The following is a 20,463-nucleotide window of genomic DNA, read 5'->3' as shown; positions in this document are numbered from 1 at the left end:
GCTTCGTATAAATTTTGCAGAAACTGCTGATTTGAACTCATAATTGTTCACCATCCAATACGAATGTCATTAAAACAAGAAAACAGCCCAACTATTTACTATACGGAAAATCAACAGAAAGTGCATCGAGATTGATGTTTTTGCTGAATCTCGCAACTTAGCTCGGTTTTAACAGTAGTGCTGCCTATCGGCAAGCCCTTCTTTCTGATGGGGTTTAGACTCGACGGGAACCCTTACGGATTCGGCAGTTCCTCTACTTGAAAAAACCCCTTTCTGCGGACTGCTTCACTGCTTTGCTCCCGACACTCTCTCTTGTTCAGTCAGTCAGGTATTTCAACAGGAGTTACCGTGACAGCCTTAGAATCATGATTTCATCATCCCCAGCAATTGCAATATCTCCTTAACAGCCGCTTTCTCCCGCTCCATCTGCTGAACACGATTCAGTAACCGCTTGGGAATGTACTTCGACGATTTGACCAAGCGATCGCCCTCACTCCAAAATTCGTAGTGATAGTATGCCTGTTGGTAATCTCTGCCGTTCTTAATTATGGTTCGCCAATGAATACTACCGCTCCCCTCACCTTTGTTTCGCCGCATTTTACTAGGGGATATGTCATTACTAGGGCTTGTTTCTAAAGCTGCATTACTAGGGTTTATCTGTTTATCCCCTAGTAATTTACTAGGGCTAACCTCAACCCCCAACATCTGTAATATCTCTACAACTGGACGTTTGGCTGCTTCAGCTTCCTGAATATCCCCTAGTAATTTTTTAGGGATGTACTTCGTCCTTTTCTTTCCATTTTCTTGCCAGTGGTAATAAGCTTGGGGGTAATCCTTCCCCTTCTTAGTTATGATGCGCCAGTGAATAGAACCGTTGCCCTCGCCCTTGCGTCGGCGATTTTTACTAGGGCTGTTGCTCATCTCCCATAGCCCAGATTTCTTAAAGAAGTGATCGCTCCCTTACTTACTACTTCCATGATTCAACTAAGAGTAAATTTTCCTAACTACACAAGGTGATCACTATCTTTGGTTGTTGCATAGTAATACAAAGTTGATGACATGAACGGTCATGCCACCTCCCTGTAAGGTACTTTATTACTGCTTACAACAATAAATCTAAAATGTTATGCTGGCAAGTAGCAACGGTAAAAAAATTACTACAATGATAGATATTGAACATATTGCTACATTCAAATGGGGTAATAAACAAGCTAAAAAGTTAACAGAATTACGCGGAAATATACCTCGGCGTCAGCTTGAGCAAAAAACTACTGAACTTGGTCAAAAGGTTGCACACCAATATATTCAGCAATTAGAACAGCCCGATTATTATGCTACTCGCCTCAAAAGTGGAACAATCACTGTTTCAGTAGAGGTTGTTAACGTTTTGTGTGAAGCACTAAATGCTGATATCACTGATTTTTTCGATACTGCCAAAATAATTACTGTTATTGCTTGACCATTGTCCGTTGACAACGGTAAAATAGAAACATACAAAACAAAAGGCGACCGCTCAAGTTTCGTAGGCTCTGCGATCACCCTTTGGCCCTTTTACAGGAGTTTCTATTATGACCCATCCAAACTACACACAGCAAGCCCTTTCCCGCTATAACCTCCCCCGCCTCAAAAGAATCGCTGCCGAATTAGGCGTAACACCCACCGGGGACAAAAGAGCGATCGACACCTGGGTAAACGCAATCATCGCCCACCAATCCACCCAGCTTCAGAATGTTGACAACCAAGCCCTCGCCCAAACCGAACTCGACGGCTACATCGCTGACCAAGCCCAAGCCATCGCTCCCGAACCCCTCACAATAGTCGAAATCTCGTTTGACCATCACGAATATTACGCTGGTAATCAACTCATAGCCAGCATCAGCCATGACGACAACCACCTAACCCAGCCTTCGGTAGTGATGGTCAACGACGAAGAAGTATTCCGTGCCAACACTCTAATGCGTTGCGATCGCTTCATCTGCACTCACTACAAAGACGGTTCATTACCTGTGCAAGAAGAAGCTCTTGTGCAGGGGAGCAGGGGTGCAGAGGGGAAAAACTTACAACAACTTTCTCCTCTGCCCCTCTGCGCCTCTGCCCCCATGCCTTCCTCTTCTACCGAAAACCAAATCATGGCGCATATCTTCAACGAGTGCCAAAATTATGGGTTTGAAATTCTCGATGATGGCATTTACAACAATAACGGCGTGAAACTGGGGCAAGTCGGATGCACTGACGGTGACTGGTGGGTGAAGAGGCGTTATTCAGTCCAGCAGCAGTATTCTAACTCCGTGCTTGATGCTGTGCGCTCATTGTCGATGGTGGACGTGTCTTGTGATGATAAATCCATTTTTGATGAATATTTTTTAGACCAACCCTTAGAACAGCTAACTGGCGATAAATTGCAACGGCTGCTGGAGAGAACGGAGTTAGTCACAGCGTAAAGAGGCAGAGGAGCGGAGGTGCAGAGGGGAAAGAATCTGTACAAATCTCTCCTCTGCTCCTCCGCTCCTCTGCACAAGAGCTTCATTGTCCCTTCATTCACCTATTCATCTATGAAACCGACAATATCAATCCCACAACACTGGGGCTACCCTCGCTTTGCCTTGGATCAGCGTACAGAAAAAGGCACGATTCTAGGACTTTACTACTATCCCTCTGGTACAGAACTGGCTAATAAATTTGATGAAGGATGGCGTTACGTATTGATGTCTAACAAAAATTCTGACGAGATATCTTACTTGCAAGAGAATCAAATTCAACCGCTTTCCCCACAGGAATTGTTCACACAAATTACCGCAGAGATTGATTTTTATCAACAGCAGATAAACATTCTCAACCGACAGTTAACCGTATTAACTAAGGGTGTAAACAATGGCTAATTCTACAGACAGCTTTGACCGTAGAGCCAATCATTTGCTGCGTTCGATTCGGCTTTGCGGCGGTTGTGTGCCATTACATCGGTTGCAATTCCAATTCTCCGCCAAGGTTATTCAAACACTGCTGGATAAAGAACTGGTGCAAATTCAGAACACGGGACGCGGCTTTTTGTTAGAGATTGCCGAGGATTTTTAGGTTATTAATCCCAGAGGAGAAAATCATGAAGCTTTACGCGAAAAATATTCCACAGACTTTACCCAATTGGGCAACTGTCGTTACAAAGAGCGTAGATTTATTTGAGATTGAAATTAACGATGAACACCCAAATTTCCAATCCCTGCTTGAAGAGTTAGCGACGGAGATTGAGCCAGGAACCTTCGGTGTAAAGGCAGAGGATTTATGTTCACGACTGGGCATCGAAATGTCTAACCCACATCTCCACCAATTAGTTGAACAAGCCCAAACCCTGATAGCCGAAATTGCTACGCACCCAAACTACAAACAACTCTTGAAAGTAGGGTATCAGCCAGATTTAAACATTGCCGATGCTAGCACTGCACTCACCTATCTGCAATGGGAGTTAGAGCGTAACCCTGAACCTTCTAAATAGTACAAAAGCGTTCAGCTAAAGTAATGCCATTACTTTAGCTGAACGCACGGAAGTTTTTCTCCCGCATACAGAATAATTCTGATTTCTGAATCCTCAATTAATCAGATGGGAATAACAATCATGAAAGTCATAGTCACAGTAGTCGAAAAGATCACAAGCGAAGCACACCTAAATATTCCTGATGGACTTGATGAATCCGTAATCAAGCAGCACATAGTAGACCGCTATAACACTGGGGAAATGTCCACAGACATGAACATTTTTCAAGTTGACTTTGAATCTATGAGCGCTCAGATTGTACAAGGACAATCTGATGCTAAATCTGCATCAATAGGGTAGGTGAGATTATGAGTATCAAATGGACTGATGAAGAACTCGCAATTATTGAGGCAAAAGCTGAATTATATACAGTTAAACAAATAGCCTCAAGCTTAAAAAGGCGAGGATATCAACGCACACCGATTGCAATTTATCTGAAGTTAAATAGCTTAGGTTATTCAGCTCGTCCCACTCTTGATAACTATTCTTGTAAAGAGATTGCTCAAGTTCTTCAATTAAATTTCTCAACTGTTACAAGGTGGGTAAAAAGAGGATGGCTCAAAGCTACAAGACGCTCTGCCAGACATTATCAAATTCGGAAATGCCATCTTAAGCAGTTTTTTGACAACCCACCACAATCAATTAAAAAACGCATTGCCGCTCTTGATGTTGAAGCGATTAATTACCTATTAGGGAGACGAGCATGATTGACCACATTAACGCCTTGAAAACAAGTTGGTATGTTTCCCCACCTTGGGGACAAACAATTCCATCCGTTGAGGTGAATTTACTGGAGAGAGTTTACCTAAGAACCACAAGAACATTTGGCTATTGCTGCGGTATCCAATGGAAGCATGAGTGCTGGATTTATTCAATTGATTACCGTAATGAAATACTCCACGCTACACAAAACCAAATCATCGGGACTGGAGAATTAGAAGCCCTCAACGTGCAAAAACCTGCTTTCGTTTTGGGCGAAAGAGTGATCCTTTGCTCTCATGACAAGGGAACAAAACAACGGCTTATTTTGGGGATTGGGCTGGTGAATAATTCTTGGTTTTATGTTGTTGAATTGATGTCGCCAACGTTAATTAAGACACCAACTATATCGAATCGTTTCTCATTAGTTGGTGAAAAAAGTTTAGTGCGAGTAAATGTTTAATTCTTTCTAATCACACAACGAGAAATTATGTCGCAAATTGAAATTTCCGAAATCATCGAACAAATAAAACAAGAGATTCAGATCCACCCACAGTAAAAGGCAAATAGCGAAGCCGATTCACATAACATATCAAAAACTCAGAGGAAGTATGGATGCAATTATAAAGCGTGAAAATCAGTCCAGCCCATTTGACCAAATCAAGCAGGTTGATACAGATGGCAATGAATATTGGTTAGCTCGTGAATTGATGCCCATATTGGGATATCAGCAATGGCGACAATTTGAGGATGCCATCTCTAGAGCTTACGCAGCTTGCTCAAATATAGAGCAAGAGAGCGAAAAACACTTTTTGCGTCTGACCGCAAAAAGTACTGGAGGTAGACCTAGAGACGATTTCAAACTCACTCGCTATGGTTGCTATTTAACCGCAATGAATGGTGATCCACGAAAACCAGAGATAGCAGCAGCGCAAAGTTATTTTGTTGTGAAAACGCGAGAGGCTGAAACCCAAACCCAGTTAAAAGCCATGACTCAAATACAGTTACTCGCTGCTCTAGCACAACAACTGGCAGAGCAAGAACAGCATTTACTCCGACAACAACAGCAACAAACTGAAGTTTTGGCGAGGCTCAAAGCCGTTGAAGTTGAGCAAGATAGAGTGAATACACCATGCGGCCATAAATATAGTGTTGTTGGATTCGCCAATCTTCAATGGTAATGAAATATCGGTAAAAGAAGCCGGTACTAAAGGTAGAAAGGCAAGTGCATTGTGCCGTAAGCAGGGCATAGAAATAGAACGTATTCATGACCCACGTTTTGGAAAAGTTGGTTTGTATCCAGAAAGTGTATTGATTGAGGTTTTCTCTACTAGTCAAAACTGACAGCAATTATCTTCAGAATATTTTCTTAAATTGGAGAAAAGTACCATGCAACAACTCAATTTGTTTGCTGAATCAACCCCAGTTTTACCAGTCACTTATTATCCCGATTTCTTAAATCTTGAACAGGCCAATGAACTCTACCAACACTGCTTTAAACTGGAGTGGCAGCAAAATCAAATCAGGATCGCGGGTAAAACAATGCCAGTTCCCCGCCTTGAGTGCATTTATGGTGATGCAGGATGTGATTATCTCTACTCCAACAGCGTGTTTTTGAAACCACTATGGTGGACAGAGGCTCTGTCTAGCTTACGGGACAGAATTACTGCATTAACTGGCTACAAATTCCGTATCGTCATTGGAAATCAGTACCGCAGTGGCCAGGATTCGATTGGTTGGCACGCAGACAATGAGCAATCAATGGGTATAAATCCAGCTATCGCATCAGTCAGCCTGGGGTCATGTCGCAAGTTTCAAATTAAACCGAGAGATGGCAAATCCACTGACTTCTGGCTCGAACACGGCAGCTTGCTCGTGATGCACCCCGGTTGCCAGTCCACACATCTGCATCAGGTTCCGAAAACAAACAAAGTTGTTAGTACCCGTATCAATCTCACATTTCGACCGCACACAGGAGGCGGGAAATGAGAAGGGTAAGGGGAAAGGAATTGTTCTCACTCCTTTAACCCAAACCCAGTAACCTTTTCTCTTTCTCAAATCTAAAAGATTCTCAAAGCGGCATGACCCATAGTGCCGCTTCATTTCCATGCGTCAAAAAACAGAGGGAATATGCGTATAATCGAATCTGATTCTCAAGCTAAACATCAACAAGAATGGCTCAATAGTGGCGTTGACGAAGAAATCTATCATCTGAATGTGCGATCGCTGTCTGGGACTTTACCCTACGAATATCTGCTCTACAGTCCCAAAATCTCCCGTCGCAATGATGGACGACTGCGCGATCGCGATTTGAAAAAATACCAGCACATTGAACTCGGCGGCTGGTGGTGCAATGGCGTTGACCCTCTCAACAACTACGTGCTGATGATGTGGGGCTGCTTCAAACCCGACCATCCCAGACGTGACCGCCAAAAAATTCACAAGTTCATCAAGTACGAACATCCATATAGAGAAGAGACACGCGCTTTCTTCCTCCTAGTCCCGAATCGCATTTGGGTGAAAGTCTCTAATCGTAGCGGCATCCCCATTACCAAAGAAGACCTACAGCATCCTGGGGGTTTCTGGCACTGGGTTTGGCGGCATAATGTGCCAGTGACAATCGTGGAAGGTGTCAAGAAAGCGGGGGCATTACTGACTGCTGGTTATGCTGCGATCGCTATCCCCGGTGTCAATGCTGGATACCGCACACCTACTGATGAATATGGTACAGCTAATGGCAAACCATACCTCATCCCAGACTTGAACCATTTTGCAACAGAGAGGAGACAGGTTAACATCTGCTTTGACCAGGATAATAAACCTGAAACAGTCCAGCGAGTCAGAACCGCTATCAGTCGCATGGGTCGGTTGCTAGTAAATGAGGGCTGTTCCTTGCGGGTGATTGATTTACCATTTGGACAAGAGAAAGGGGTTGATGATTTTATCGTTGCCAAAGGTCAGCCGGCATTTGATGCACTTTACAACACTGCCGTTGCACTGGAGTTGTGGGAGATTAAGCTGTTTACCTTGTTGACTTACCTGCCGTCAATCGCTCTCAACCAAAGATTCCTCGGTCAGCTTCTCGTCCCCGAAGGTGAAAAGCTGATTATCCTCAAAGCCCCTAAAGGCACGGGTAAAACCGAATGGCTTGCAACTGAAGTGGCGAAAGCACACGACCAAGAGAGACGAGTATTAATTATCACCCATCGCATTCAACTAGGTGAGGCGTTGTGTAATCGCTTCGGTGTTAACTATGTTACCGAAGTCCGCACGAATGAAACAGGCACATTGTTGGGATATGGGGTGTGTGTTGATTCGCTACATCAGGAAAGTCAGGCGCGATTCAATCCCAATGACTGGTCAAATGATGTCATTATTATTGACGAATGCGACCAAGTTTTCTGGCATTTGCTCAACTCTGGTACGGAAGTGCAAAAACGTCGGGTATCTGTCCTCAAAAACCTCAAACAACTGGTACAGAATGTTTTGGGCAGCAGTCAGGGAAAGATTTACCTGTCTAGTGCCGATGTTTCCGACACAGATGTGAAATACGTTCTTTCTCTTGCGGGAGAATATCGGGTTAATCCCTTTGTCATCGTCAACAATTATCGGCACGTAGCTGGCAACTGTTACAACTATTCTGGTAGTAACCCGAAGAATTTGATTGCTGCTCTTGATCGGGCAATCTCCAAAGGTGGGCATCATCTATTGTGCTGCTCTGCTCAAAAAGCTAAGTCAAAATGGGGAACCCAGGCACTTGAAGAACGGTTCCGTCACAAATTCCCACATTTGCGAATCCTGAGAATTGACAGCGAATCCGTTGCTGATCCATCTCATGCAGCGTTTGGTTGTATCGCTCACCTGAACGAAATTCTCACCCAGTATGATTTGGTTATCGCCTCCCCAAGTTTAGAAACTGGGGTCAGCATCGACATTCGAGGACATTTCAGCGCTGTTTGGGGAATTTTTCAGGGAGTGCAGCCGGTTAACTCTGTGCGCCAGATGTTGGCAAGGGTTAGGGAAACAGTTGACCGCCACATTTGGGTCAGAGAATGGGGGATGGGTTTTGTGGGCAATGGTTCCACATCTATAGGGGGATTGCTAAGAAGTCAACACGTCGCCACACAAGCGAATATTGCGTTGTTATCGGCGGCGGACAATGACGATTACAGCTATGTTGACCAGAATTTTCAACCGGAGTCATTGCAGACTTGGGGTAAGCGTGGCTCTGTCATCAACGTTGAGATGCGGCGTTATCGGGAGTCTGTGCTTGCGGGTTTGGTCGAGGATGGGTACACCATTATTGATGCCTCGGATGCCGACGATGATGAGAGTGGGGCAGTTATCGAGTCGGTTAAAGCGGCTAGCCAGGAATTGTACGCTAGTGAATGTCAGGCGATCGCACAAGCTGATGAACTCTCTGGGGCTGAACTCAAGAAGCTGCAAGACAAACGGGCGAAAACGAAAACCGAACGACATCAGCAGCGCAAGGCGGAATTGTCCCGTCGCTATGAAATTGACGTGACCCCTGAGCTTGTCGAGAAAGATGACGATGGGTGGTATCCTCAACTGCGGATGCACTATTATTTAACACTAGGGCGGGAATTTCTGACGAACCGTGATGCTAAAAGAGCAAAAGCGCAGTTGGAAGCAGGGGAGAATTCAATTTGGAAACCTGACTTTAACAAGGGGCAGCTATTGCCTGCTGTACTGTTACTCGAAAATCTGAATCTGTTACAGTTTCTCACACCAGACGTTCAGTTGCGCTCTTCTGATGAGAAGATGTTGGAGTTTAAAGCGCTGGCTGTAACGCATCGGCACGTTATTAAGAATTATCTGAATATTAGTATCTCGGAAAAACACACACCGATAGCGATCGCTCAAAAGTTACTTGCCAAAATTGATTTGAAATTGAATTACGTTGGTCGGTTGGGTAAGCGTGAAAATCGGGAGTGCGTTTATCGGTTTGTTGCCCCTGATGATCAGCGTGATTCGATTTTCGGGCAGTGGTTAAATCGAGATGAAGCATTTTCTTATGAGTTGGTGTCAGTCAGCAATAATATAAGTACAACTACACCAGTCATTGACACAGCACCACATACCCCAGAAAATATTGCTATTCAACGATGGAAGGGGCTGAAGCTGAAAATGCACCTTGGACTCGACAGCGTTGGCAAGTTCTACCAACAGCTAGTCTCCACAATCGGCAATGCTATCGGTGTTGCTGATGGTGAGCCTTATTGGAACGCATACCTGGGGCAGTGGCAGGTATGGGTTAATTTTGGGAGCGAGTGTAGGTCTGTGGTGTGCGATTGGCTCAAAGCTGTGTAGGTAATATCCTCACAAATTTATAGCCAAAAGCTAGACTCCGTAACCATTTGGGCTATTGCATTCTCCCAAAGTGACAAAACAGGGGTATGTTTATCAGTTTTTCCATCTGATGATTTTTACTCCCCTAAGATTCAGGCAGGCATTGAGAGTTGTTTCTGAAGCATTAAAAGTTACATTAGTAGTACGTCAAAGTAGTACAGAGGTTTTCTAGTTGTGCCTGAAGCAGTGTTGAAAGGTCGTGTTGCCCTAGTTACAGGTGTAAGTCGGCGTAAAGGAATAGGATTTGCGATCGCGCAACGATTAGCAATGTTGGGTGCAGACGTTTTCATTCACTCCTATTCACCCTATGATGCTACTCAAGCCTGGGGAGCCGATCCTGATGGAATTTCTGCATTGATTGCTCTGCTTCAAAAGCATGGTACTCGGATTGCACACGCCCAAGGAAATTTTCTCGACCCTGCTGTACCAGGTCAAATTATCGGTACTGCGGTTCAAACATTTGGACACATCGATATTTTGGTTGCGAATCATGCTTACAGCAAGATGGGAAATTTAGAGCAACTGACCGCAGCAGAAATTGATACGCATTTGCAAGTCAATGTCCGAGGAACGTTATTGTTAGTGCAAGCATTTGCTGCTCAACATAGTGGTTGTTCTGGCGGTCGAGTGGTTCTTCTCACCTCTGGGCAGCATCTCAATCCCATGCCAGAGGAACTATCATACGTTGCATCCAAAGGTGCATTACATCAACTGACACTTTCGTTATCAGCTTATTTAATAGGGCGCGGGATCACGATCAATGCCATAAATCCAGGAGCAACAGATACAGGCTATGCCAGTAGTGAACTTTATGAGTCAGTTTTAAGAGCCAACCCTCAAGGGCGATGGGGGCAGCCTGAAGATGCAGCCCGTTTAATTGGTTGGCTAGTAACAGATGACGCACAATGGGTAACTGGGCAAGTAATCAACTCTACAGGAGGTGGAGTTTGATTATTTATACGGGCCATCTCCAGCCATATTGCTCTTATGCTGGTTTGATAAACAGACTGGTAGTCTGCCAACCCAAAAATGCGCTTTTTCAGGCTGGGAAAAGGGGAAGGGAAAAAGAGGAAAGGGTTTAAATCCCTTTGGGCGACTCTTGCTTTAATCAACTAGCCACTGCATTAACAAGTAACCTATCGATATAAACCGAAAACTCCTAAATAACATCATCCATGTTACTGCCATTAGGATAAAGCTTAACCATTTATTATTGTGATAAAATTTCCGCTCTTGCCAAATAATAAATGTCAAATTTGTAGACAATGAAACTGCTATTATATTAGCTAACAATAACCAATGCTCTTCTGTTACCCCTTGCATCCAAACTATTAACGAACCTCCATTTGCACTATTGGGCTGAAAACTTGGATCTCTTAATGGTGATACTTGATAAGCAAAAATGCTACTAGCTATCGTTAGGAATAACAAGAACACTAGACTGAACATTGAAAAGTGTCGAATGCTTTGAAAACTTCTCATATAATCTCCTAAAATTTAAGGTAGCGAACGCCTTTGCTCACAACCAAAGATGCTACTAAGGGCTATGACATTGATTATTTGGTTTGCTTACTTTGTTTAGACCGATTCAATTTTAAAAAGTTTCAAACCTATTTTTATGAGTTCTTGCTACAAACCTACAGAGTCAAAGCTTCTACACTGTTTCCCGATTTGAAACACTCTCGACTTTTCCTTACTGACGGCATAACTTGGCGTGGGTTAAAGCAAAGCTGGACAGACTCCGAGACAGTCCATATTATCAAGCCCCTGCTGGACTGAATTAGTATTGCTTATACCAACTACAACACCCAGAAAATCAAGCAAGTTCGGACTTATCTCTACACCAAAAAGAAAAAATTACTTGATAGTTCAAGCCTTAGAAATTTTCAAGAGTGATAAAAGGCTAGATGTTTATGAAGTACAGCATTGAAATTCTGGACGAAACCACAAAGTTAACCTTGATAATCCAAGATAAATTTGATTGTTCATTTGAATAGGCTTGCGAAATTACAAGAATCATTTTTTGCAAAGTGAAGAACAAGAAACTTATGATAGATAACTCTTTGAAATCTTTACTGCCTGATTTTCTAGAATAAGTAAGAAACATCACTAACTAAATACAACAATATGCATAATCAACCTAAACCAAGGCATATCAAAAGCTTTTCCGGTTTACAAATTGAATCTACTATCGCTAAAGCATTTAAGGCTCTGATTAATTCTGACCATGAAATTGAGATGATTACATTCCAAGTTTTAAAAGCTTCTGAAGAAGTAAACATTGTCTTTTACACAAAGCAAGAAACTGAGAATGATTGAAACTTACCAACAACTTTTACAATAATGGGCGGCTCTTACCCCTGATGAATGTTCTACTACTGACCGGGATTACAGGTTCAAAATCAAAATACTAAGAGAAGTTGAAAAATGTTCTTTCGATAACCCCTGGCGTTCGATTACTTCCGAAAATCTTACTTGGCGACTTGATGTAGCTGAAGATGTAATTCTCAGACAGTTGAATTTTGTTCTTCTAACAGTTCTACATCGCTGTTCTGTCCGTCAGTCCAATATTCATTTCACTTTCGTAGAGCTTGGAACTATTGCCACAATCTGCAATGGGCTGAAGTCGCAAATACATCCGCATCCGGCACTTGCAGCTTTAGACGCATACATTCAATTACTAAATTTTTAGAAGGTGGTACATGAAAGCACTTTCAGTCCGTCAATCCTGGACATGGGCAATCATTTATGCTCTCAAAAATGTTGAAAACCGAGGCTGGCCTATCAATTATCGCGGCGACATTCTGATTCACGCTGCAAAAACCTGTACCAAGAAAGAGTACCAGCTAGCGAAAGAATTTTGCCAAAGCATGGGGGTAGTAATCCCAGAATTAATCTCTCTACGTCGCGGTCAAGTTATTGGCATTGTCACAATAGTAGATTGCAAGTTCTCACAAGTTGCGTCTGGCTGGGGAATGCCTGAGCAATATCACTGGAAGCTGGAGAATCCACGCGAGATTACACCGATTCCTTACATTGGACAACTGGGGATTTTTGAAGTGCCTGATGATTTGGTCATGGAGGTGGCTGCATGACTAAATCAGTAATAGCTAAGTTATCTAAAATACCCGAAAAATTCTTAGACAAAGGGGTCAAAGGCTCACAGGGGGAATCAGTCGGTTGTCTTTATCAGTACCTCGAAACTAAAAAGCTACTTGATGGCTCAAACGCTTTTTATCCCCGTGTGATTGGTGAACGTGACCCAAATAACCCCTTTCTTTGGAGGTGGGGGTATAACTGGAAGAAAAAACACAACGGCGTTTGGAAAGGACGAAGTATAGGCTCAATTCCCCCTGGCGCTGTTTCAATGATTCGTCTAATGCAACAGCAGGGGGCAACTAAGGAAGATATTACCGCTTTTATCAAAAAAGCGAAATCCAAAAAGACATCACCAAAATTAGATGTCTGCAAAAATTTTCATAATACAAAATTAAAACCAGTTCTTCCAGATAATGCACCGATCGCCATAGTACTTTTTGCTGGTGGCGGCGGAATTGAAGCTGGCATGGTTCAAGCTGGTATTCGTCCAGTCATTGCAGTAGAGTTTGACCCAAGTAAACCAGAACTAAGTCGGGCGATCGCCAAAACTCATCACCACAACTTTAGCGAATACGGGTGTAGAGTCGTCCAGCTAACAGTTCAAGAAGTGGCGCAGTCAGGATTTCGAGGTTTTCCCCGCCGCCCCGATTACCTCCATGCCTCTCCGGTGTGCGCCAACTTCAGCCAAGCCCACACAGCCAAAGCGGGTAAGGGTATTGAAACGGTTGACGATCTGACGGCTGCGCTGGCTGTGGCAGAAGCTATCCTACAGTTGCAGCCACGGGTGTTCACTCTCGAAAATGTCCCACGCTATCAGAACAGTCAGAGTTTCAGTATCATTCTGTCAGCTTTGGAGCAAGAGGGGTACTCGGTCAATTACAGCGTGGTCAACATGGCTGATTTTGGACTGCCCCAGGTCCGGCAGGGGTTAGTTCTGATTGCAAGTAGGGGGTTTCGCGTTGCCTTACCTTTGGGAGCTACACCTTGCGGTTGGTATGGGGCGATCGCGCATCTCATCCCCACCATGACCGATTCCCAACTACTCCCCAAACAACGGCAAGCGGTAGAACAATTTCTGACGGCTAACGAACCAGCGCCACTGCTAATACAGAGAGTTGGGGGACGTACAGAGTCCAAGTATAAACCTGCACACTTGCCCTGTAACACCATTCTGCGATGCCTGCGGCGGGCTGCGCCTACAGCGTGCAATGTCTATAGGCTATGCTCTGGGTCTTAGGTTCGGCAAAGCACTGTCAGAAATCTTTAACAGTGGAACAGTACTCAAGAGAGCTTATGAGTTTTTGCCAACCCTAAAGTGGAATTTTCAAAGCTAATCCAGCCGCATTGCCAAATGACTGCGGAAACTGTTGCAGAGTGCGACGTAGTGCTGTGTGTTGGAGACACGACTTTTTTTGATTATGGCAGTATTGACGCTAAAAAAGAAGGTTACGGCCCAATTGGTAAGGGAGGTAACGGTTTAATATTACACAGTGGTTTGAGAGCCAGTTGTGTTTGACGCTAGCCAAAGGGCAGCGCGTATCCTTTTTACGTACTGGAACAGCGTTTCTTGGGGTTGGGGGGCGTTATCCATACATTTAATATGTAACAAAATATATAATTATTTATTTTGCACAAGTATATATTTTAGTTTAAATACACTGCTTTTATCCAAAAAAAGTAAACTTATTAACTACATTAGTACAAGCTATAATAGCTTTCTTTTCCCAACAAAAATTAGCTATTATTACACTTAAATCTTATAAAAGAAGACTACTATTTTTGCTGGAGATGTATGCAGATTACCTATAGAATTAGTAGACCGTCAACTGATAAAAGACTACTTAGAAAGTTTAGGCGGATTAAGCTACACAACTCATAATCGTCATCAAACAATAATTAGCGCTCTGTCTAATTTTGCTGCGTAATCTGGCTATCTCCGATCAAAAGAAATTTAATCGTCTGAGCTTACGAAAACCTGACCGAGAATAAGGAGGACATAAAACAGACGAAATAATACACCATCTTAACTAGATATTTTGTATGATTTGTTGAAAAAATCCAATGTTATTATTTCTCTGTTGTTAAGGTATTATTTGGATTAGCAAGCAGTTAATCGTAAAGTATTTGACCTTTAGGAACTTAAGAATATAGTTTTTTCTAACGATTAAATTTCCTTGCTATACCGTCTGTTTGACTATTTGTATTTACAAAATAAAAAATCTGAATTAATAATTTATTGCCTTGACTTTACTAGGCTTTGTGGTTTAATTCATATTGGTTAGACTCAACATTTTAAAAAAAATTAGTTTTGACAAATCCTAGATTATGCAGTAAAGCTATGGAACGGTGATTGTCTACATCAACGTCAGCAAAAAATTTCAGATTTTGGTATCTCTCAATTAAATAATTTATCATGCACTTAACCGCTTCACGTGCATAACCTTTTCCCCAGAAATTAGGGAAAAACACATATCCAAGGATTGCACTCTTATTTATAGTAATTGTTGCTTGAACATATCCAACGTAGCATTTCTCTATAACAGACCAAACAGCCCAATTCAACCAAACCTCTGTTCCATCTGGTGATTGACAGCGTGCCAACACCATGTAGCGTTTGCGAAGTGATTGAACGCTTTTTGGTGGTATATCTTCGATATATTTGTATATACTCGCACTCTGCAATCCATCAAAAAGCAGTTCGGCATGATCCGGTTTCAGTGGTTCTAAAGAAAGCCGTTGAGAGTATAGTTTCATCGTGTGATCTAAACGTTTGCTAACACGCTACACCGAATACTTTAGACTAACTCATCTTCAATATAAACCAATGGGGGACATGATTTACGATTGCTATATCAATTACAAGTTATTTTGACCCCTGTCATCAAGAGAGCTACTGAACGCATCAGGCTGATGGCGATTGAGGAGTTGCAGGCGTTAATGGGACATGAAAATATCTAAACTATCTTAAGCTACCCAAAAGTTACATCTTCATGAACGAAATTATTAGCAAAAACAGCTTTAAATAGTTTAGTCAATAGTATATAAGTGGCTGGCATTTAGCTAGGTATATCACTGCTTAAATGTAGTTTTTTAAATTGAATACAGAGTATCAACTATACTCCTCATCAAGGGGGTCAAAATTGAGAATCAGGAAAATTAAGTATAAATACTTACGACATCACCCGAGAGTTGGATACTCAAGCCAAATCTTATTAAGCAACAGATGCTTGCGCCGGAAAGCCAGGTAAAATCTGACCTATCTTAATGGCGAATTGCGAATTGGATCACAAAATTGATCTAGTAGTTGCTCTGGTGAACTTGGCTCTTTTAAGGACAAGAGGTAATGGGATTGATGTTTTTAGCCCTTTCCCCTTTAACATGAACCCCTTTTCCCAGTCCTCACCCAACGATGCAACGGTTGGCAGGCTACTAGACTTGTACCTATACAATTAAATAAGGTATCGCTCAGTCCGATACCTTGACTACTACTGGTATACGCACTTCAATTTTACATCCGTAATCTTGCTGAGTCAATCACACTGCAATTTTCCAACAGAATTTTAATTTTGAAGTAAAACAAGGGAACTCTAGGTAAGAGTTGATTATTGTTGCGTCTAGTATGATTATGGCTTCTCAGAATCAAGGCTCAGATTCTCAGAGAATTATTGCTATTACCGTTGAAAAAATCCGTCAATCTCTTGACTTAGAATATATTTTTCAGACAACCACCCAAGAGATTAGGCAATTGTTCAGCTCTGACCGTGTAATTTTATATCGTTTCAATCCAGATTGGAGTGGAAAAGTTGTCTCTGAATCCTTAGCACAAGGGTGGTTGCCTCTAATTCGGCAGCAAGAGCATCAACCACAATTAGTAGAAGATATCAGTGAATGTAGCTTGAAAAATTTATCTATTCCTCCAATTATAGATACTTATTTACAAGATACACAGGGAGGGCGCTTTTCTCAAAATGAAACTTATCGTGTTTGTGACGATATTTACAGTGCTGGCTTTAGTAAATGCTACCTGAAAATTTTAGAGCAATGCCAGGCAAGAGCTTACGTGATTACTGCTATTTATCAAAGTCAAGAACTTTGGGGACTGCTAGGAGTTTACCAAAACGATGCACCTCGAAAATGGCAAACAGATCAAGTATATATACTTAGCCAAATTGCTTCTCAGCTAGGTGTAGCATTACAGCAAGCAGAATTACTCAAACAAACTCAAAATCAGAAAGAAGAACTCGCCACAGCTCTCAAAGACTTACAGCAGGCTCAAGCTCAGTTAATTCAAAATGAGAAAATGGTCAGTTTGGGGCAATTAGTAGCTGGAATTGCCCATGAAATTAACAACCCAGTTAGCTTTATTTACGGCAATCTCAAATCGGCTGATGAATACACCCAAAATTTATTTTCATTATTAGATATTTATCAAAGCCATTATCCCCAATCAATCAAGGCAATTGAGGAGTTTACAAATCTAATTGAACTAGATTTTTTGAGGTCAGACTTTCCTAAATTATTCAAATCGATGCTCATGGGGGCAGAGCGGATTCGAGATATTGTTCTTTCTCTGCGGACTTTCTCACGCTTAGACGAGGCTTCAATGAAAGCAGTTGATATTCATGAGGGAATTGATAGTACGATAATGCTTGTCCAAAGCCGCCTCAACCCTGCTAACAAGCACCTGCAAATTGAGGTGATTAAAGAATACGGTAACCTCCCTTTAGTTGAATGTTATCCTGGCCAGTTAAACCAAGTATTTCTAAATATTTTAGTGAATGCGCTCGATGCTTTAGAAGATTCAGCACTTAGGGGTCGATGGACAACAAAAAAATTCAATATAATCGATAATCCCCGAATTTATATTCGCACCCAATTACTAGAACCAGATCAAGTCACTATTAGCATTGCCGACAATGGACTAGGAATACCATCCGATACTTTAAAACAAATATTTAATCCCTTTTTTACGACCAAGACTGTTGGACAAGGTACAGGAATGGGACTGGCTATTAGTTACCAAATTATCACACAAAAGCATGGCGGTTCTTTAGAATGCATTTCCCAACCAGGAGTTGGTGCTGAGTTTATTATTCGTATTCCCCTTCAACAACTTGTGTCAAATTTCTAGTATGTTGGCAGCACCCGCAACAAGGATTTGTTTCTCCGGAGAAGTTTATTCCTATAGCTGAAGAAACTCGGCTGATTGTTCCTATTGGTCACTGAGTAATGCATGAAACTTGTTATCAACTTAAACTAAATTTGATTTACAACAGCTTTCAAACGCTTTAAGCGCTGATTCTGTTCTGACCACTTTTTGCAAGCATCTTTAACGATTTCTATCTCTGAAGGCGATAAAAGCTCATCCCCTTGCCCAGAAACTATAATTTTAGCCAGGCAATGAGTTATTCATCTCAATAGAATATATAAATTTCTTGGCACTGCTCAATGGCAGCGATCGCAACCCAAGAGACAATCAACTTCTCATTTTTGCCTTTGTATACAGAGAAGAAAAAATGGTCGTTTTGAGCAACTATTACCTGAATGGGTCAATACTTTTCGGTTAAGCGCAAAAACAGGTAGATTGAGAGTTGTAGTTAAAAATGCACACAGCTAATGCAACTCAAGGAATTCTCGTTGGTTTCACTTTTAATAGAATCAGGGGAAGTGCTAAAAGCGATAGAAACAGCGATACCAGGGGAAGCAATTGAGCAAGTGTTAGGGCAGACAGATAGTAGGGAGACAAGAAAGCGGAAACTGCCATCACACTTGGTAGTCTGTTTGGTAATAGCGATGAATATATGGTCATCGGATTCAATGCGAACTGTGTTGAAAAATCTGGTCAAAGGGCTAAGAGAGCAGTGGCTAAAATTAGGGCAGTATTGGCGTGTACCAAGCCCATCATCAATCACAGAAGCGAGACAGAGATTGGGATGCCAAACGATGAGTCGGTTATTTTATCTGCTAGTACGTCCATTAGCAACAGCCGAAACTCCAGGGGCATTTCTATTTGGGTTAAGAGTGATGGCAGCAGATGGAACAGTATTAGACATACCAGATACTCCAGCAAATGCCAAAGTCTTTGGATATCCCGGAAGCCCAAAAGGAACAAGAGCGGCATTTCCCAAAATTCGACTGGTGTTATTAGTGGAAGCAGGGACACACTTAATCGTAGATGCCCTGATGTGTCCTTATCGTATAGGAGAGCGAGTCAGGGTAAAGAAACTGCTGCGTTCGGTAACATCAGGGATGTTATTAATGTGGGATAGAGGATTGCATTCTTACAATATGGTGCAGGCAACTCAAAAGCAAGGATGTCATTTTTTAGGAAGAGTTCCTGCCAATGTTAAGTTTGTACCAGAACAAATTCTAGACGATGGTTCATATCTTGCCTGGATTTATCCTGATGGTAAGTCTAAGAAAAAGGGTTTTAGCAAAATTTTGTTACGCGTCATTGAGTACACGATTGAAACAGAACCAGAACAAAAAACTTACCGTCTTATTACCAGTCTTCTAAACCATCAACTTTACCCGGCTTTAGTCCTAGCTCGTGAATACCATCAACGTTGGGAAGTCGAAAACACAATTGATGAGTTAAAAACCCATCTTAATGGTCGCAAAACGCCTATCCGCTCGCTTAATCCTCGTGAAGTTATCCAGGAAGTTTATGGTTGGCTCTTAGGACACTGGGCAGTACGCTCTCTAATGTGCCAAGCTGCACAGCAAGCAGGTATTTCTCCTCTGCGCTTAGGGTTTACCGGCACTCTCAAGGTTATTCGTGCCGCGATACCTGAATTTCAGCATACCCCAACCGAACAACTCCCTTTTTTTGGTCATGGTTGATCATGGAAATAAAGGATTGAAAAAATTCCGCCTCGACAACACAGAAGTAATCCTCGATTAGTCAAAAAAACTCGTTCCAAATTTCCGTCTAAGAAGCCTGTTCATCGTGGCACTGGTACTCAACGCCAACCGCTCAATTTTTCCATTATCAACACTGCTTAGTTCTTAACCGAAAAGTATTGCTGAATGGGTGATTTTGGGGGTACAGCGATCGAGTTGTATCAATGCCAAATCAAGCTGGCTCTTGTCCCTAAAAAGCAATCCACACCCATCACCCATACAACTTTCTGGCAAAATGCCTCTGATTCGCTGATAACTTCCTGTATTCTGGGATATCCATTCTTTGTGAAGAGCCGAATGATGACTATAGATATGAAACGACTCATCAAAAAAACCTCTAACCCGATTCGCAAGAAAATAGAAGTAACCCCACCACCGACTGAACCCATTGAAGTGTTTGAGAGCCAAAATATTCTTGAAACAGTGATTGAACCAAATCCAACTGTGTACATTGAAGCATTAAAATCGGACTACATTTCTGAACACTGTCGCCAAGAGCGCTCTGGTTCTGTTGGCAACTCTGGGTGGCAACCGTCTGAAGTGTGGCGCGAGTTGAGGGTTGATGATTTCTGTGGGTAAATTAAGCTCTGACTGAATAAAGATTAATATATCTACCATGCTAAATTACCTTCAAAAAACCCATGAAACGCTTACTAGGCAATAGAAATAAACATTGTTTACTAGTTTTTTATGTTAGCGCTGATTTGGGCTTTTGAGCTTTATTGTCGAGCCTAGTTTTGTATCGGCTCAATAAGTCGGGGTAACGAATAAAAGTAAGAAGAGTTGCTAGCATCCGATTTCATGAGAGCTAACTATATTGTTCTAACGCAGGCATTCTATTTGAATGCAAACGCTTTACTATAAAG

General features: G+C 42.2%; 23 protein-coding genes. 21 read left to right on the top strand and 2 right to left on the bottom strand.

The genetic code is table 11. The features are described from left to right. Nucleotides 1-363: 363 nt before the first annotated feature. Nucleotides 364-921, bottom strand: a complete 558-nt coding sequence (locus H6G96_RS36975) for a hypothetical protein (protein WP_190919063.1) — start codon at nucleotides 919-921, stop codon at nucleotides 364-366. 205 nt (nucleotides 922-1,126) lie between these two features. Between H6G96_RS36975 and H6G96_RS36970 the strand changes: the two genes are divergently transcribed. The 18 genes from H6G96_RS36970 to H6G96_RS36890 all read left to right on the top strand — a co-directional run bounded on the left by H6G96_RS36970 (nucleotide 1,127) and on the right by H6G96_RS36890 (nucleotide 14,210). Continuing rightward, nucleotides 1,127-1,459: a hypothetical protein gene (locus H6G96_RS36970; protein WP_190919061.1), complete on the top strand. Its 333-nt coding sequence runs from the start codon at nucleotides 1,127-1,129 to the stop codon at nucleotides 1,457-1,459. A 109-nt stretch (nucleotides 1,460-1,568) separates the two neighbouring features. Next, nucleotides 1,569-2,441 (top strand): hypothetical protein, encoded by an 873-nt coding sequence (locus H6G96_RS36965; protein WP_190919058.1) that lies wholly within the window; start codon nucleotides 1,569-1,571, stop codon nucleotides 2,439-2,441. A 111-nt stretch (nucleotides 2,442-2,552) separates the two neighbouring features. Then, complete coding sequence (locus tag H6G96_RS36960; RefSeq protein WP_190919055.1) at nucleotides 2,553-2,879, top strand: hypothetical protein; 327 nt, start codon at nucleotides 2,553-2,555, stop codon at nucleotides 2,877-2,879. After that, nucleotides 2,872-3,072, top strand: a complete 201-nt coding sequence (locus H6G96_RS36955) for a hypothetical protein (protein WP_190919053.1) — start codon at nucleotides 2,872-2,874, stop codon at nucleotides 3,070-3,072. The genes H6G96_RS36960 and H6G96_RS36955 overlap by 8 nt, the downstream gene beginning before the upstream one ends. Nucleotides 3,073-3,097: 25 nt before the next feature. Further along, nucleotides 3,098-3,487, top strand: a complete 390-nt coding sequence (locus H6G96_RS41975) for a hypothetical protein (protein WP_242063582.1) — start codon at nucleotides 3,098-3,100, stop codon at nucleotides 3,485-3,487. A gap of 120 nt (nucleotides 3,488-3,607) precedes the next feature. Next, on the top strand, nucleotides 3,608-3,826 hold the full coding sequence (locus H6G96_RS36945; protein WP_190919051.1) for a hypothetical protein: 219 nt from the start codon (nucleotides 3,608-3,610) through the stop codon (nucleotides 3,824-3,826). Between the two features lie 8 nt (nucleotides 3,827-3,834). Then, the gene (locus H6G96_RS36940; protein ID WP_242063581.1) at nucleotides 3,835-4,233 is read left to right on the top strand and encodes a hypothetical protein; all 399 of its coding nucleotides are present in this window, start codon (nucleotides 3,835-3,837) and stop codon (nucleotides 4,231-4,233) included. Next, entirely contained in the window at nucleotides 4,230-4,688 is a 459-nt protein-coding gene (locus H6G96_RS36935; protein ID WP_190919048.1) for a DUF1392 domain-containing protein, read from the top strand. The genes H6G96_RS36940 and H6G96_RS36935 overlap by 4 nt, the downstream gene beginning before the upstream one ends. Nucleotides 4,689-4,836: 148 nt before the next feature. Further along, nucleotides 4,837-5,406 (top strand): BRO family protein, encoded by a 570-nt coding sequence (locus H6G96_RS36930; protein ID WP_199339852.1) that lies wholly within the window; start codon nucleotides 4,837-4,839, stop codon nucleotides 5,404-5,406. Continuing rightward, nucleotides 5,375-5,569, top strand: a complete 195-nt coding sequence (locus H6G96_RS40845; RefSeq protein WP_206757693.1) for a hypothetical protein — start codon at nucleotides 5,375-5,377, stop codon at nucleotides 5,567-5,569. Before H6G96_RS36930 ends, H6G96_RS40845 begins: the two co-directional genes overlap by 32 nt. Before the next feature lie 45 nt (nucleotides 5,570-5,614). Further along, the gene (locus H6G96_RS36925) at nucleotides 5,615-6,214 is read left to right on the top strand and encodes an alpha-ketoglutarate-dependent dioxygenase AlkB (RefSeq protein ID WP_190919045.1); all 600 of its coding nucleotides are present in this window, start codon (nucleotides 5,615-5,617) and stop codon (nucleotides 6,212-6,214) included. Between the two features lie 141 nt (nucleotides 6,215-6,355). After that, nucleotides 6,356-9,556, top strand: a complete 3,201-nt coding sequence (locus tag H6G96_RS36920; RefSeq protein ID WP_190919042.1) for a plasmid replication protein, CyRepA1 family — start codon at nucleotides 6,356-6,358, stop codon at nucleotides 9,554-9,556. 213 nt (nucleotides 9,557-9,769) lie between these two features. Next, a complete protein-coding gene (locus H6G96_RS36915; protein ID WP_190919038.1) occupies nucleotides 9,770-10,546 on the top strand; it encodes an SDR family oxidoreductase in 777 nt (258 codons plus the stop codon). Nucleotides 10,547-11,110: 564 nt separating this feature from the next. Further along, a complete protein-coding gene (locus tag H6G96_RS36910) occupies nucleotides 11,111-11,374 on the top strand; it encodes a hypothetical protein (RefSeq protein ID WP_190919036.1) in 264 nt (87 codons plus the stop codon). 348 nt (nucleotides 11,375-11,722) lie between these two features. Then, nucleotides 11,723-11,914 carry a hypothetical protein gene (locus H6G96_RS36905; protein WP_190919032.1) on the top strand — a complete coding sequence of 64 codons (192 nt, stop codon included), beginning with the start codon at nucleotides 11,723-11,725 and terminating at the stop codon, nucleotides 11,912-11,914. 383 nt (nucleotides 11,915-12,297) lie between these two features. Then, complete coding sequence (locus H6G96_RS36900; protein ID WP_190919030.1) at nucleotides 12,298-12,690, top strand: ASCH domain-containing protein; 393 nt, start codon at nucleotides 12,298-12,300, stop codon at nucleotides 12,688-12,690. After that, nucleotides 12,687-13,931, top strand: coding sequence for a DNA cytosine methyltransferase (locus H6G96_RS36895; RefSeq protein WP_190919026.1), 1,245 nt, complete (start codon nucleotides 12,687-12,689; stop codon nucleotides 13,929-13,931). The genes H6G96_RS36900 and H6G96_RS36895 overlap by 4 nt, the downstream gene beginning before the upstream one ends. 114 nt (nucleotides 13,932-14,045) lie before the next feature. After that, nucleotides 14,046-14,210: a hypothetical protein gene (locus tag H6G96_RS36890; protein WP_190919022.1), complete on the top strand. Its 165-nt coding sequence runs from the start codon at nucleotides 14,046-14,048 to the stop codon at nucleotides 14,208-14,210. 776 nt (nucleotides 14,211-14,986) lie between these two features. On the opposite strand, the gene H6G96_RS36885 is transcribed toward H6G96_RS36890, so the two are convergent. After that, nucleotides 14,987-15,448, bottom strand: coding sequence for a GNAT family N-acetyltransferase (locus tag H6G96_RS36885; RefSeq protein WP_190919019.1), 462 nt, complete (start codon nucleotides 15,446-15,448; stop codon nucleotides 14,987-14,989). 871 nt (nucleotides 15,449-16,319) lie between these two features. Here H6G96_RS36885 and H6G96_RS36880 point away from each other — a divergent pair. The 3 genes from H6G96_RS36880 to H6G96_RS36870 all read left to right on the top strand — a co-directional run bounded on the left by H6G96_RS36880 (nucleotide 16,320) and on the right by H6G96_RS36870 (nucleotide 20,176). Next, the gene (locus H6G96_RS36880; RefSeq protein ID WP_199339850.1) at nucleotides 16,320-17,825 is read left to right on the top strand and encodes an ATP-binding protein; all 1,506 of its coding nucleotides are present in this window, start codon (nucleotides 16,320-16,322) and stop codon (nucleotides 17,823-17,825) included. Nucleotides 17,826-18,310: 485 nt separating this feature from the next. Beyond that, nucleotides 18,311-19,537, top strand: a complete 1,227-nt coding sequence (locus H6G96_RS36875; RefSeq protein ID WP_199339849.1) for an IS4 family transposase — start codon at nucleotides 18,311-18,313, stop codon at nucleotides 19,535-19,537. A gap of 186 nt (nucleotides 19,538-19,723) precedes the next feature. Then, nucleotides 19,724-20,176 carry a hypothetical protein gene (locus H6G96_RS36870; RefSeq protein WP_190919013.1) on the top strand — a complete coding sequence of 151 codons (453 nt, stop codon included), beginning with the start codon at nucleotides 19,724-19,726 and terminating at the stop codon, nucleotides 20,174-20,176. The last annotated feature ends 287 nt before the right edge of the window (nucleotides 20,177-20,463 follow it).

It is taken from the genome of Nostoc sp. FACHB-892 (assembly GCF_014698795.1).
Lineage (GTDB): Bacteria > Cyanobacteriota > Cyanobacteriia > Cyanobacteriales > Nostocaceae > Nostoc.
This window is presented reverse-complemented; position numbering and strand designations above follow the sequence as displayed.